This window comes from Vagococcus martis (genome assembly GCF_002026305.1).
GTDB classification, from domain to species: domain Bacteria; phylum Bacillota; class Bacilli; order Lactobacillales; family Vagococcaceae; genus Vagococcus; species Vagococcus martis.
This window is the reverse complement of sequence record NZ_MVAB01000001.1, coordinates 1,442,350-1,456,349: the sequence shown is the minus strand read 5'-3', so window position 1 is coordinate 1,456,349 and position 14,000 is coordinate 1,442,350. Positions and strand designations below refer to the sequence as shown.

At 34.4% G+C, this 14,000-nt stretch carries 11 protein-coding genes; 9 read left to right on the top strand and 2 right to left on the bottom strand.

Features of this window, described 5'->3' with window-relative positions; translation table 11 throughout:
* Positions 1 to 229: 229 nt before the first annotated feature.
* Positions 230 to 1,615 (bottom strand): ISNCY family transposase, encoded by a 1,386-nt coding sequence (locus BW731_RS07080; protein WP_079346879.1) that lies wholly within the window; start codon positions 1,613 to 1,615, stop codon positions 230 to 232.
* A 489-nt stretch (positions 1,616 to 2,104) separates the two neighbouring features.
* Between BW731_RS07080 and BW731_RS07075 the strand changes: the two genes are divergently transcribed.
* The gene (locus BW731_RS07075; RefSeq protein WP_079346877.1) at positions 2,105 to 2,767 is read left to right on the top strand and encodes an HAD family hydrolase; all 663 of its coding nucleotides are present in this window, start codon (positions 2,105 to 2,107) and stop codon (positions 2,765 to 2,767) included.
* 104 nt (positions 2,768 to 2,871) lie between these two features.
* Here BW731_RS07075 and BW731_RS07070 read toward each other — a convergent pair whose 3' ends face one another.
* Positions 2,872 to 4,476, bottom strand: a complete 1,605-nt coding sequence (locus BW731_RS07070) for a PucR family transcriptional regulator (RefSeq protein ID WP_079346875.1) — start codon at positions 4,474 to 4,476, stop codon at positions 2,872 to 2,874.
* A 168-nt stretch (positions 4,477 to 4,644) separates the two neighbouring features.
* On the opposite strand from BW731_RS07070, the gene BW731_RS07065 reads away from it, so the two are divergent.
* From BW731_RS07065 to BW731_RS07030, 8 genes are all read left to right on the top strand, one after another.
* The gene (locus BW731_RS07065; RefSeq protein WP_079346874.1) at positions 4,645 to 6,315 is read left to right on the top strand and encodes a thiamine pyrophosphate-dependent enzyme; all 1,671 of its coding nucleotides are present in this window, start codon (positions 4,645 to 4,647) and stop codon (positions 6,313 to 6,315) included.
* 27 nt (positions 6,316 to 6,342) lie between these two features.
* Complete coding sequence (locus BW731_RS07060; RefSeq protein WP_079346872.1) at positions 6,343 to 7,239, top strand: sugar phosphate isomerase/epimerase family protein; 897 nt, start codon at positions 6,343 to 6,345, stop codon at positions 7,237 to 7,239.
* A gap of 22 nt (positions 7,240 to 7,261) precedes the next feature.
* Complete coding sequence (locus BW731_RS07055; protein ID WP_079346870.1) at positions 7,262 to 8,221, top strand: D-2-hydroxyacid dehydrogenase; 960 nt, start codon at positions 7,262 to 7,264, stop codon at positions 8,219 to 8,221.
* A 20-nt stretch (positions 8,222 to 8,241) separates the two neighbouring features.
* A complete protein-coding gene (locus BW731_RS07050) occupies positions 8,242 to 9,381 on the top strand; it encodes a glycerate kinase family protein (RefSeq protein ID WP_079346868.1) in 1,140 nt (379 codons plus the stop codon).
* Positions 9,382 to 9,393: 12 nt separating this feature from the next.
* A complete protein-coding gene (locus BW731_RS07045; RefSeq protein ID WP_079346866.1) occupies positions 9,394 to 9,759 on the top strand; it encodes a cupin domain-containing protein in 366 nt (121 codons plus the stop codon).
* A 21-nt stretch (positions 9,760 to 9,780) separates the two neighbouring features.
* A complete protein-coding gene (gene allC, locus BW731_RS07040; RefSeq protein ID WP_079346864.1) occupies positions 9,781 to 11,010 on the top strand; it encodes an allantoate deiminase in 1,230 nt (409 codons plus the stop codon).
* Between the two features lie 97 nt (positions 11,011 to 11,107).
* Entirely contained in the window at positions 11,108 to 11,950 is an 843-nt protein-coding gene (locus BW731_RS07035; protein WP_079346863.1) for a PRD domain-containing protein, read from the top strand.
* A gap of 156 nt (positions 11,951 to 12,106) precedes the next feature.
* Complete coding sequence (locus tag BW731_RS07030) at positions 12,107 to 13,999, top strand: beta-glucoside-specific PTS transporter subunit IIABC (protein ID WP_079346861.1); 1,893 nt, start codon at positions 12,107 to 12,109, stop codon at positions 13,997 to 13,999.
* Position 14,000: the final 1 nt, after the last annotated feature.

The window sequence follows — 14,000 nt, the reverse complement described above, 5'->3', positions numbered from 1 at the left end:
AATACCATGTTTTATCTTAAATAAAATGGTATTTATATATATAATTTTGGTTATTTGTATTTTAAATAATCGTTTTATAGAACAATACAAGGCGATAATTACTTGTTAAACTGTATTTGTCAATCGAAAATAAAAATGTCCCAAAATGAGGGCTCACATTAGCGCAATCTTTACTGCGTAAAACTTGCACTAATGTGACCATTATTGGTAAAATAAGGTACTTTTTGTTTCAGGCTGTTTTTTCAGCCTCATATTCTTCGATAGTACGGTCAATACTTTGAAGATACCTTTTGAAAGACTCAAGTTTCCACGGATGTGACTGTGGTGGAATGTACTTGCGTCTTTCTTTTTTTATATCTGAAGAAACCCCATCAAACTCTTTTGAATAGGTCTCGTGGTTTTTTAATCGTCTAGTAGGATAAATTTTTTCTGCTATATTAACATAAATCTCCCCGTTAAAAGCTTTTATAATTAATGCTTTCGTTTTCCTTGTAAAATATTTGTCGCTACCACCTTCCGTTGGAAGATAAAATTTATTTTGATACTTAATATGATGGCCATTATCGACTATACGATGAGAGACAGTAGCTAGTAATAAATTAATTTCAGCTGTTGTAGGAGAAGTTTCATAAACACTTTCTGCAGTTTTGTGACCAAATTGTCGATTAAACTTTCGAATCCATACAGATAGAAATTGATTAGCCTCCTCTATAGAATGTATATTTGCTATCTCAAGATCAACAGGCAATCTTGATTGCACTGTCCCATTTAAACGTTCTACACGACCTTTTGCTTGAGGAATAGAGGATGTTTTTATGTCAATACCTAATTGATGACAAGCAAACCCAAACTGCGTGAACGTATCTTCTTCTACAGCTTTTGTTGATTTTCTGTTGTACTCAAAGACGGTTCGTTTATCTGTTAGAAAAGTGGCAGGAATCCCTTGTTTTGTCAGAATTTGATGAAGAACATGGTAATAACCATTGAGCGTTTCCTGTTGGTCAAAATAAGCGCCAACAATATTACCTGATGCGTCGTCAATAGCTAAATGAAGATGAGTTATTTGATTTCCAAACCAATTATATGAACTAGCATCTAATTGAATTAATTCTCCTTTGTATTTTTTTCTAGGTCGACTAGGATGGGTCTTTTCAGGGAGTTCTAGGTAGTCTTCAGCTCTTGGAACCAATAGGTTCTCTGATTGTTTGGTTTGTTGACCTTCTTGCTTTATTAATTGTTTGAGTCTTCTTTTTATCTTTTTTTGAGCCTTTGGTGAAAGTATTTTTTCTTTGTACAGGATGCTTCTAATTGTAGTATCTGTATAACAGATATGATGGTCGTTTTTCAGTATTTCAGTAAAATGCTTAATATTTGGTTTAATACTAAACGATTGATAACTAGTGATTATTTGTTGTTTTACTTTTTCAGGCACAGAGTGCTTATTTTTTCTCCCTCGATTTTTATGGACAAATGCTGATTTACCATTTTCCCTGTATGATTTCACTAAACGGTTAATTTGTCGTATAGATAAATTAAGTTCAACACTAGCTCTTTTTTTTTGTTTTTTATTTTCAGCGACAGCTTTAATAACTTGATACTTTTTGGTTTCATTCATTGTTAGATTTATCCTTTTCATAAAGTTATTTTATCATTTTGGGACATTTTGTCTTTCGACCTACTTAGGACATTATCACTTTCGAATGATAGGCGATAATTACTTGTTAAACTGTATTTAGTTCTAATTGATTAGAGTATCATACAAAAATTTTGTTGTTTTCAGGATAATTATAGAAGTTTCCTATATCGCTCCTTACTATAATCGAATGGAAAATTTAGGTGTTCAATCTAGTGATGTCTTGTTAGAATTAAGTGAGGTTATTAAAACAAGTCAATCATCAACAAAAATGTTAGCTGCCAGTTTTAAAAATATTTAACAGGTGAATTCGGCTATTTATTCAGGCGCTCATGCTGTTACAATTGGACCGGATATATTAGACAGTGGAATGAAGTTGTCATCTGTGGATTAAGCGATAACAGACTTTAGAGATGATTGGTTTAGTTTATATAACAAGTATTCTATTGAGTAACTACTAGGAGGAAGACAATGATCAATAATCGATTAGTTATTTTTGATATGGATGGTGTATTGGTTGATTCAGAGAAGTTTTACATGAAAAGTGAGCAACGTGTGGTCGAATCTTTTGGAAAAAAAGCCAGTATCAGTGATTTTAGAAAATATTGTGGAATGACTCAGACAAACATTTGGAGTGGGATAAAATCTGATTTTGATTTACCCGAAAGTATTGATGAGTTAAAAGCCCAAGGTAAAAAATCGTTAGAATATCTATTTGAAACAGAACCAGTTAAGCTGATATCTGGTGTCTTAGAAACATTAACAGGCTTAAAAGAGGGAAATATCCCTATGGCAGTTGCTTCGTCGACAAGTAAAAAATTGATTTTAGAACATTTGACCCATCTAGGAATAAAAGAGTATTTCTCTTTAATAAAATCAGCTGAAGAAGTCGGGGTATCAAAACCTAATCCTAAAATATTTTTGGAAACAGCAAAAGAATTTGGTGTAACACCTGGTAACTGTTTAGTTGTAGAGGATTCAACTAATGGGATTTTGGCAGCTAAAAATGCTGGTATGTACTGTTTAGCATTTTCAAATCCTGAATACGATCGAATTGATCAATCAAAAGCAAACAACATAACCGATGATTTGAGAATATTGACACCACACTATCTTGGTCAAGTTATTTCATAAAACATCATGAGATTAGTCTATTAAACTAATCCCGTGATGTTTTTCTTTTGTTATTAAAAGTTAAAACGTTAAAATTTTAGCTTAAAAATAACAATATATGATTATTAATTAATTTCTTCTGATAAATACAACGCAATACGAAGTTGTAACGAAAAATCTGGGTCATGAATAGACTGATTAAACAATTCTTCACATTTTTTTAGACGGTATTTAACGGTATTTCTGTGTACAAACAACACTTCTGATGTTTTAGTGATTTCACATTGTCTTGATAGATACACATCAAGTGTGTTTCGCAAGTCATATTCACTTTGGTTTTTTGGAAACGCAAGTCCCTTTAAGACAGAGGTGCAAAAATAATGGATGTCTTTGTTTGGTATGTCCTTTAAAAGTGATTTAAAAGAATTTTCGCTACTTTCTATCATAATGGACTGTTTGTGAGTCTCTTCTTCTAAGCATCGTCTACTTTCATCATATGAATAATGCAAAAGTTCAATCGTTGCGACAGAGTGCCCGATACCAAAGCGTAACCATATATTAAATTGTTCATACATGTCCTTATGTAGTGCAACTAAAATTTCAGTGAGACGAATTCTTTCATACAAAATAAAAATAAATTCATCTATATTTTCTGTTGGAAATAGCGCAATATCATGTTTACTATTTTGGGTATAGTTTAGTAAGTAATCATAAATAAAGGCATCTAGGTTTGGATTATTTGAGATACTGTTACCAAACTGACTATTTTGTATGGTGATGACTTGATAGTAAGTGGCATTGAGTATAGGAAAATGCTTTTTATAATCTAGCCATTCTGATTCGTTCTTGTTTGAGTCATGATGTAGTAGATAATTTAGCAGTTCTTTTCTTTCCCTTTTCTGTTTAATCCGAGCTTTATGCTCATTGTATAAAGTAAGGGTCAACACAGTGATGCCTTGTTGAATGACAAGTTGAGATAATGGATAAGGCATTTTTTCAACATTAAAAATTACAAGTATATAAGGAAAGTAAACAGTTGACTGAATTGGGTAAGCATTAACAATAGTTTGGTCCACATCTTCTAAGCTAAAAGAAAAATTATTAGTAACTTGTTCTGTTTGATAAGGTCTAATTTTTTCCAATAGTTTTTTTTGTTTTTTAGGCATGGTTTTATCTGATTTTAGAAAAGAAGCAGAAGAAATATTACCACAAGGATCAATTAAAAAAATAGTTTGCTTAGTCATCAATCCTAATTGACGAATCAACTCATCAACTGAAGCACCGTGAATCATGAGATTAACTAACTCTTGTTGGGTTTCTTGAGAATAAAAAAACTGTTCATGTTGATTGTCCCATAAATAACCCAATATTCTATGAGCAATGTCTCCTAGTGTATTTTCTGTAGGAATTTGAACAATAGGGAAGTTTAAGTCATTTGCTAAATCTAAGACACACGGATCAACATTCGGAAGAAATCTACCCACCTTAATGCCTAGACCAGCAGCAGATGCATTAGATAAAGAGCGAATGAATTCACACAAACCTTGGCTATTATTTTTAAAAGCCATAGCGGTTGTTAAAACGAAAGCATTCTTTGATATAAAGTTACTAACGTCAGGTGTTTCGGTTATTTCCACCGTATCTAATGATTTTTCTAAATTTCCTTTTTTATTTAATAGCTGTAAGTTTGAAAAAAAATCCATGGACAATATTTCTTTTAATGTTGTCATGTCAATCCCCCTTTAAAGTGATGTCGTTTTCTTTTGTCTATTATGGACAAAAGAAAATATGTGATAAACAAAAGTGAATCGCTTACATTTATAATCTTATGTGAATAAGTTAACATGAATTCAAGTGAAACACAATATCACTAAGTGAAATGGAAAGAGGTCGATAAAATGAAAGTCGCTGAAGCAATTGTTCAAATTATGGTTAAAGAAGGAATTACGGATGCATTTGGAATACCTGGAGCTGGTATTAATCCTGTGTACAAATATTTAGAAGGCGCGCCAATCGAGCATTTTTGTATGCGTCATGAAGAAGCCTGTATGCATGCAGCAGATGGCTACTATCGCGCATCGCATAAAATAGCTGCGGCACTTTGTACATCTGGTCCAGGAGCTACAAACTTTGTTACGGGATTGTATACGGCAAATATTGATTCAATTCCGGTGTTAGCAATTACAGGTCAAGCCAATAGTTGGCAAATGGAACAAGATGCTTTCCAATGTGTTGATATGGTCAGTATTGCAGAAACTGTGTGTAAAAAAGTCTTTTGTGTGTTAGACGGTAGCACAATAGTTGACGTTATGAAAGAAGCTTTTTACTTAATGCGTTCTGGAAAACCAGGACCAGTTTTAATTGATTTACCTTTAGATATTCAACAACAAGAAATTGAATTTGATATAGATGATTATGAACCACAAATCATTGAAGAAGTGACACCTGAGTTACCAAAAATTAAAGAAGCAATGGATTTAATCGAACAATCGAAAGCACCTGTTATTATCATGGGTGGTGGTGTGATTTTATCTCATGCTGAAAAAGAACTCATTGAATTTGCAGAATTACTAGAGATTCCGGTCATCACAACCTATATGGCTAAAGGTGGTATACCAGTAGACCATCCGTTAAATGCAGGCCATGCTGGAATTCAAGTTGGACAACCGATTGGAAATAAATACTTTTTAGATTCAGATTTGGTAATTGGTATTGGAAATCGATTTACAGATCGTCACACCGGAAGTTTAGATGTGTATTGTGAAGGAAGAAAATTCATTCATATGGACATAGAAAAAGGGCAAATTGGAAAAGTATTTGAGCCTGATTTAGGGATTGTAACAGATGCTAAAAAAGGGATTTTAGCTTTAATTGAAGAAGCTAAAAAACGAAATAGCCAACCAATCAACACCAAAAGAGCAGCTGAACTACCAACCTTACGCAAAGAATTATCTAGAAAAACAGATTACGATGACACACCAATGATGCCTCACAGAGTATTTTATGAGATGAATAAAGCCTTTGATGATAATACGATGTTTACAGCAGGCTGTGGTATTACTCAAATCTGGAGTGGTCAATTACAAGAGATTAATAAACCTCGTCGTTACTTACCTTCAGGTGGAGCAGGAACACTAGGATATGAAATTCCAGCAGCATTTGGAGCAAAAGTGGCTGACCCATCAGTACATTCAGTGACTGTGTTAGGAGATTTTGGCTTTACATTTATGGTAGAAGAAATCGCCGTAGCAGCAGCTTTAAATAAACCAATCATAGTAGTGATTGTTAATAATGCTTACTTAGGATTAATTCGACAAAATCAAATCGGTGCTTATGATTTTGAGTACGGTGTAGATATGCCTTATAACCAAGATGGCACAATGGATTACATAAAAGTGGCTGAAGGATTTGGCTGTGAAGCTGAGCGTGCCTTTACACCAGAAGAATTAGAAAAAGCGTTAGAAAGAGCAAAAAATTCAGGTAAAACCTATGTGATTGATGCCATTTGTGTGCAAGAACAACTTTGCGATATGGGACCATCATTAGATAAAATCAAAAGCTTTGCATAAAAAAGATGACAATTAGGAGGAAGAAAGATGCAAGAGAGTATTCACAATTATTTTGACTTAGGATTAATTCAATGGATGAGTTATCCACCACAACGATACGAATTATTAGATACAGTGACCAAAGTATCAAGAGATCCATTTTTTAATGCGATTGAAATGACACAAATCCATGATGACAAAGAAAGAGAAGCAGCAAGAGATTTATTAGCTCAAAGTCATATGACAGTTTGTTATGGCGCACAACCTAGATTACTTGGACCAGGATTAAATCCAAATGATTTGGATGAAGCCAAACGATTACTAGCTGAAAAAACATTGATTGAAGCAGTAGATGAAGCAGAGTATCTTGGGGCTAAAGGAATTGCCTTCTTATCTGGTAAATGGGAAGAAGCAACAAAAGATGAAGCTTACCAACAGTTATTAAAAACAACGCGAAATGTTTGTTCATATGCGTATAAAAAAGGTATGATGGTTGAACTAGAAGTGTTTGACTTTGATATGGATAAATGTTCACTGATTGGTCCAGCACCATTAGCAGCTCAATTTGCTAGCGATGTTAGGTTAACACACTCTAACTTTGGTTTGATTATGGATTTATCTCATTTCCCAACGACATATGAAACGAGTAAATTTGCTATTCAATGTACAAAACCATATATTACTCATTTACATATTGGTAATGCCGTAGTAAAAGAAGGGTGTGAGGCATATGGTGATTTACATCCAAGATTTGGTTTTCCAAATAGTGCCAATGATACTGCTGAACTATTGGACTTTTTCCAAGTGTTAAAACAAGAAAATATATTAGATTGCAATAATCCAATGGTTTTATCATTTGAAGTACTGCCTCGTCCTGATGAAGATGCAGATATTATTGTCGCCAATACAAAACGTGTTATCGAACGAGCTTGGGCACAATTATAAAAAAGAAGGATAGGTGATAAGGATGACTAAAATAGTCGTACTAGATGGTTACACAGAAAATCCAGGTGACTTAACTTGGGATAGTTTAGCACAATTAGGAGAGTTAACTGTTTACGATAGAACAGACGAAAAAGATATTGTTGAACGTATTGGTGACGCTGAAATTATTTTGGTAAATAAAGTACCTATTAGTAGAGAAACACTAGAAAAGGTTCCTAACTTAAAATACATTGGCGTATTGGCGACAGGTTTTAATGTGATTGATACGCAAGCGGCTAAAGAAAAAGGGATTGTCGTAACGAATATTCCAACTTATGGAACAGATACGGTTGCACAATATACTGTAGCGTTGTTATTAGAATTGTGTCATCATGTTGGCTCTCATTCTAATTCTGTCAAAAAAGGTGACTGGACAAATAGTATTGATTGGTGCTATTGGCATTTCCCTCAAGTAGAGTTGGCAGGTAAAACAATTGGAATTATCGGATTTGGTCGTATTGGACAAAAAGTGGGGCAAATCTGTCAAGCATTGGGAATGAAAGTTATCGCAAATGATCGTGGAAGTAAGTCCGATATTGTCGCTGGCGCACGTATGGTTTCTTTAGATGATATGTACGCTGAAGCAGATGTGATTTCTCTACATTGTCCACTACTTCCAGAAACAGAGAACATGATTAATAAAGAAACCATTGCTAAAATGAAAGATGGAGTATTCTTAGTTAACACATCTCGTGGGCCACTTATTAATGAAAATGATTTAAGAGATGCCTTAAATTCGGGTAAAGTCGGGGGAGCGGCAGTTGATGTTGTGTCAACTGAACCAATTAATAAAGACAATGCGTTATTAAAAGCAGATAATATATTGATTACACCACACATTGCCTGGGCATCTAAAGAAGCTCGCAGTCGATTAATGGATATTGCAGTAGAGAATGTTCAACAATTTAAAAAAGGAACCCCAACAAATGTAGTCAATCCTTAAAACTGAAACGAGGGAATGCAATGAAAGTATTAATAGCTATGGATTCGTTCAAGGGTAGTGTCAGTTCATTAGAAGCAGGAAAGGCTGTCAGTCAAGGATTAAGCAAATCAGGACTATCTTCTCATACGGAGATAGTTCCTGTGGCTGATGGTGGCGAAGGGACAGTTGAAGCTTTTTTATACAAAACAGACGGAAAAACAATGATAAAAAAGGTAACAGGACCTTTGGGAAAAGAAGTTTATGTTAAATATGGTATTTACAAAGAGACAGCTTATATTGAAGTCGCCGAAACGTCTGGTATTACTCTCGTAAACAAAGAAGAGTTAGATCCTTTTAAGGCAACAACATATGGCTTAGGTGAATTAATTGAGAGTTTAATGAATAGTGGTTATAGACGTTTTATTATTGGTTTGGGTGGAAGTGCGACAAACGACGCAGGTATCGGGATGTTAAGAGCTTTGGGTTATCGTTTTATGACAGAAAATGGTTCGTTTATAGATGAAAACATTTGTGAATTAAGTAACTTAACGAAAATAGATGACTCAAAAGTATCCAATCAATTGAAAGAATGTCAGTTTATTATAGCGAGTGATGTTAACAATCCTTTAGTCGGAAAGAACGGAGCGACTGCCGTTTTTGGTCCACAAAAAGGATTAAAAAAATCAGATGTTAATACGTTAGATAAACTAATTGAAAAGTTTGGTGTGATGAGTAGCTCATACCTTAATAATGATTTTATGATGACAGCAGGAGCTGGTGCAGCAGGAGGACTAGGATTTGCCTTCATGTCATATTTAAATGCGGAGCTATTTTCGGGATTTGATTTATTAGCTAAAGAAAAAAACATTATAAATAAAGTGAAAAAAGCTGATATGGTCATTACAGGTGAAGGAAGACTTGATGCTCAGTCTGTCATGGGAAAAGTACCATCAGCTCTAGCTGAGTTAACTAAACAATCAAATAAACCATTGCTTGCAATTTGTGGGAGTGTTTCAGATGATGCGGGACAGTGTAATGAACATGGAATAGATGCTTTTTTTCCTATTATTCGACAAATAGCAGATGAAGAAACGATTTTGAGTAAATCAAATACATTGGTTAGTTTAGAACAAGCAGCTGAACAATTAGGCCGATTTTATCAAGCAATAAAAAATAAGTAAGGAGAAAGTACAATGTCAAAGTCAAATATTGAAGAAAGATTATTTAAAATAGATGAAATTGCCAGTTTTGATTCATCTGAAGGCAAAAAAACTTTCTTTTATGAGACAGAAAAAACAGCAGGAGCCTTATGGTGTTTAGAGCCAGGACAATCTGTTTTTAAACATTCTCATACTACATCAGATGATTTATGGATTTGTATCCAAGGTAAAGGAACTTTTTATCCAGGATACGGTGAAGCGATAAACATTGAGCCAGGTGATATGATCATTTCACGACCCGGAGAACAACATGGAATGGAAAATACAGGGAATGAGCGATTTATTTTTGTTGGAGTAGCAGGCCCACATCCAATGGATTTAATCGTTCACGAAGACTAATATGTATAAGGGAGTAAGGGTATGGATGAACTGCAACAACAAGTAGAAGAAAACATATTGTGGTTGTCTAGTATAGGTGGGACAAAGTCAGGTGGTATCACTAGACTTTTGTATGATGATCAATGGATAACAGCGCAAAATAATTTAAAAGAGCATTTTGAAAAGATAGGGCTTGAGGCTACTTATGATGAAGTAGGAAATTTATTTGGTAGATTAGAAGGTAGTAAATATCCCGATGAAACCATCATGTCAGGTTCGCATATAGATACAGTAGTTGAAGGTGGAAAATTAGATGGGCAATTTGGGGTAATTGCGGCATATTTAGCACTAGACTATTTGAAAAATAATTACGGACAACCACTGCGTAGTCTAGAAGTGATATCACTCGCAGAAGAAGAGGGAAGTCGATTTCCTTATGCTTTTTGGGGAAGTAAAAATGTTTGGGGTCTAGCCAAAAAAGAAGATGTTTTAGATGCAAAAGATATTGACGGCGTATCTTTTTCTGAAGCTATGAATAAAGCAGGATTTGATTTTAAACAATCAACTGATCGTCGCACAGATATTAAATCGTTTGTTGAATTACATATCGAACAAGGGAATGTTTTAGAGACATTAGAAAAATCGGTGGGTGTTGTCACAGATATCGTTGGACAAAAGCGTTACACGGTGACATTAACAGGTGAAGCCAATCATGCTGGAACCACACCAATGAATTATAGAAGAGATGCTGTTTATGGCTATAGTCAGATAGTCAGTCAAACAATCGACTATGCTAAAACACTTGGTGATCCTTTGGTTGTAACGTTTGGTGAAATGGAAATAACACCTAATACTGTAAATGTTGTTCCGGGAAAAGTATCTTTTACGATAGATTGTCGTCACACGAATGGGCAATTATTAGAGTTATTTACAAAAGATATGGAAAACATAATGAGAAAAGTAGCCAAAGAAAATGACTTAACCATTAATATTTCTCTGTGGATGGAAGAAAAACCAGTTCCGATGAATGAGTCTCTTGTAGAAGTCATTAAAAGAGCTTGTTCAGAAGCAGCATTGGATTATCATATTATGCACAGTGGAGCAGGACATGATTCTCAAATATTTGCCTCTTTTGTCCCGACAGCCATGATTTTTGTCCCTAGCATAAAAGGAATAAGTCATAATCCAGCTGAAGATACGACTATATGTGATTTAACAAAAGGTGTGAGAGCGTTAATAGCGACGTTATACAAGTTAGCATATGAAGAGTAAAAATTAAAGTATGTTATTTATATAAAAAAGTTGACATCGTTTTCAAATAAAGGTATGATTTATGTGTTGTTAGAAAACATGTGTTTGAGGATAATAAATGAACTATATTAAAAAAATTAACAACAATGTTGCTCTGTCAAAAGACGACAAAGGAAATGAATTTATTATTTTTGGCAAAGGCATAGGTTTTGGATACAAGGCTGGAGATAAAATTGACGAAACGGTTATTGAAAAAGTCTTTGTTTCTCAAGACGAAGAAAATGATTCACGTTTGATTGATGTATTTACAGATATTGAACCTAAAATAATAGCCGTCACAAATCAAATCATTGAATTAGCTGAACAAGAGTTATCTATTTCATTTTCAACCAATAATTTTATTGGGTTAGCGGACCACTTAAATCATGCGATTACTCGAGCAAAAAATCATGACACATATGATGATTTTTTAAGCCTTGAAATCGAGCAGTTTTACTCTCAAGAGTATGCTGTAGCAAAACAAGCGATTAAGCTAATTGATGAAAAGCTTGACATTTCACTACCATCCTCTGAGGAAATTTATTTAACTTACCACTTTTTCTATGCAAATAGTAGCTTAGAGAGAATGGATCAAGTTGCTGGAATAACTCATTTGATACAACGAGTGTTGACGATTGTCAGGTATCATTTTCAATCAGACATTGATACAGATACAATCAGTTACTCACGCTTTATCACACATCTTCGTTACTTCATTCTAAGGCATATGACAGATGAAAAGGCGAAAGATATACTACCGATTGAGATGTTTTCAATGGTTAAAACGAAATATCCAGAGTCGTATGCATGTGTATCAAAAATTAGCCAGTTTTTATATGAAGAAAAGAAATGGCGATTAAGTTACGATGAAGAATTATATCTAACGATACACATTGAACGAATTAGAAATATAAATCATTAACATGGACTGTTACTGACTCGATCAGGCATGACCAAGTAGAAGATTTACTACGGGATTACTATATCCTTTGTAGGCTTCTATTTGGTCTTTTTTATTTGATTTTTATCAAGGTGGCCACCTTTAGCATAAAAATATATTAGAAAAGGAGATAAACACATGGCAACGAATTATGAAGAATTGGCAAAAGGAGTCATTGAAAATATTGGTGGAAAGGATAATGTCATCAATGCATGGAATTGTGTGACACGCCTTAGATTTAATCTAAAAGATAAAGAGAAAGTAAATATTGATGAGATTAAAAAAATACCAGGTGTTATGGGAGCTCAGTTTTCAGGAGACCAGTTCCAAGTGGTTATAGGAAATAGGGTAGGAGATGCTTTTGAGGAAGTAGAAAAAATTGTTGGAGGCAGCGGTACAGGCGAACAGTCAACTGAGAAGCAAGGAGTTGTATCACTTGTAATGGATACACTCTCAGGAATATTTACCCCAATTATTCCAGCATTAGCAGGGGTTGGTTTACTAAAAGGTTTCACTTCTTTAGCAGTGGTAATGGGATGGCTCTCAGATAAAACAGATACTTATGCTATTTTAAATGCAATTGGTGATAGCGTATTCTTCTTCTTACCATTTTTCTTAGCAGTATCAACTGCACGTAAACTAAAAACAAGTGAATACTTAGCTCTAGCAGTTGCAGGAACCATGATGTACCCAACTATATTAGATGCGGCACGAGGATTGACTGACAAAACAAGTTTTGATTTTTTCATGATAAAAATACCAGCAATTAATTATTCTTCTAGTGTTATTCCGATTATATTTGCAGTCATCTTACTCAAATATGTACATAAGTTTTTTAGAAAGTATGTGCCAGAAACACTTACATTTATGTTTACACCACTATTGACATTAATTGTGACTATTCCAATTACATTATGGATTTTAGCACCATTGGGTACAAATATTGGTCAAATTATAGCAACGTTCTTTACATGGTTCTATAGTGTAGCAGGTCCATTAGCAGGCGCGTTACTTGCAGGATTGATGCCTTTAATTATCATGACAGGAATGCATTATGCTTTTGTTCCAATAGCAATGCAAAACGTCTCATCACTTGGTTATGACAGCATGGTTTCAACATCTATGTTGATTAGTAATGCCGCTCAAGGTGGGGCAGCTTTTGCAGTAGGTGTGCGTACTAAAAATAAAGCATTAAAACAGTTAGCTTTTTCAGCAGGGATATCAGCTGTTTTTGGTATCACTGAACCTGCGATGTATGGAATCAATATGAAAGTTAAAAAACCATTCTACTATGCTATGGTATCAAGTGCTGTGCTAGGTGGAGTCGCAACGTTCTTTTCAGTAAAGGCATTCGGTATTGCTGGAATGTTAGGATTATTCGCCTTACCATTATTTGTAAATCCAAACGCATCAAGTAGTTTCATTATGGCAGCTCTTTGTTATGTCGGTGCGATTGTAGTGCCATTCATTTTAACATTAGTACTTGGATTTGAAGACATTGATGAAGAAGTTAGAACAGCACCAACTGATGTGACAAATAGTTTAGATAATGGTGAAGATTGTGTTGTCGTGTCACCGGCAGAAGGAAAACTAGTTGAATTATCAGCAGTAAATGATCAAGTGTTTTCTACAGGAGTGATGGGTAAAGGGATTGCCGTGGAACCTACAGTCGGCGAAGTCATTTCACCAATTGCAGGTGAAGTGATGGTAATGCCCGACTCTAAACATGCGATAGGAATTAAAGCTGAAACAGGCGAAGAAATTTTAATTCATATTGGGATTGATACAGTGTCTTTAAATGGAAAATATTTTGAATCTCACGTTAAAGTAGGAGATAAGATAGAAGTTGGAGACAAGTTAGTATCATTTGATATTGAAAAGATAAAAGAAAGTGGTTTTGAAACCGTAACAATGATTATTGTGACAAATACAACAGATTATGCAGATGTTATTGACACTAAAACAGATGGAAACATCGAATTTGGTGATGAATTATTATTAATATTAAAAAAAATAGATAGGAGAGGTTAAT

What these genes read in the sequence shown, in the direction of transcription:
- BW731_RS07045 (WP_079346866.1), top strand. Translation starts at nt 9,394, where the DNA reads ATGTCAAAGTCAAATATTGAAGAAAGATTATTTAAAATAGATGAAATT.
- BW731_RS07055 (WP_079346870.1), top strand. Translation starts at nt 7,262, where the DNA reads ATGACTAAAATAGTCGTACTAGATGGTTACACAGAAAATCCAGGTGAC.
- BW731_RS07030 (WP_079346861.1), top strand. Translation starts at nt 12,107, where the DNA reads ATGGCAACGAATTATGAAGAATTGGCAAAAGGAGTCATTGAAAATATT.
- BW731_RS07050 (WP_079346868.1), top strand. Translation starts at nt 8,242, where the DNA reads ATGAAAGTATTAATAGCTATGGATTCGTTCAAGGGTAGTGTCAGTTCA.
- BW731_RS07080 (WP_079346879.1), bottom strand. Translation starts at nt 1,615, where the DNA reads ATGAATGAAACCAAAAAGTATCAAGTTATTAAAGCTGTCGCTGAAAAT.
- BW731_RS07070 (WP_079346875.1), bottom strand. Translation starts at nt 4,476, where the DNA reads ATGACAACATTAAAAGAAATATTGTCCATGGATTTTTTTTCAAACTTA.
- BW731_RS07035 (WP_079346863.1), top strand. Translation starts at nt 11,108, where the DNA reads ATGAACTATATTAAAAAAATTAACAACAATGTTGCTCTGTCAAAAGAC.
- allC (WP_079346864.1), top strand. Translation starts at nt 9,781, where the DNA reads ATGGATGAACTGCAACAACAAGTAGAAGAAAACATATTGTGGTTGTCT.
- BW731_RS07060 (WP_079346872.1), top strand. Translation starts at nt 6,343, where the DNA reads ATGCAAGAGAGTATTCACAATTATTTTGACTTAGGATTAATTCAATGG.
- BW731_RS07075 (WP_079346877.1), top strand. Translation starts at nt 2,105, where the DNA reads ATGATCAATAATCGATTAGTTATTTTTGATATGGATGGTGTATTGGTT.
- BW731_RS07065 (WP_079346874.1), top strand. Translation starts at nt 4,645, where the DNA reads ATGAAAGTCGCTGAAGCAATTGTTCAAATTATGGTTAAAGAAGGAATT.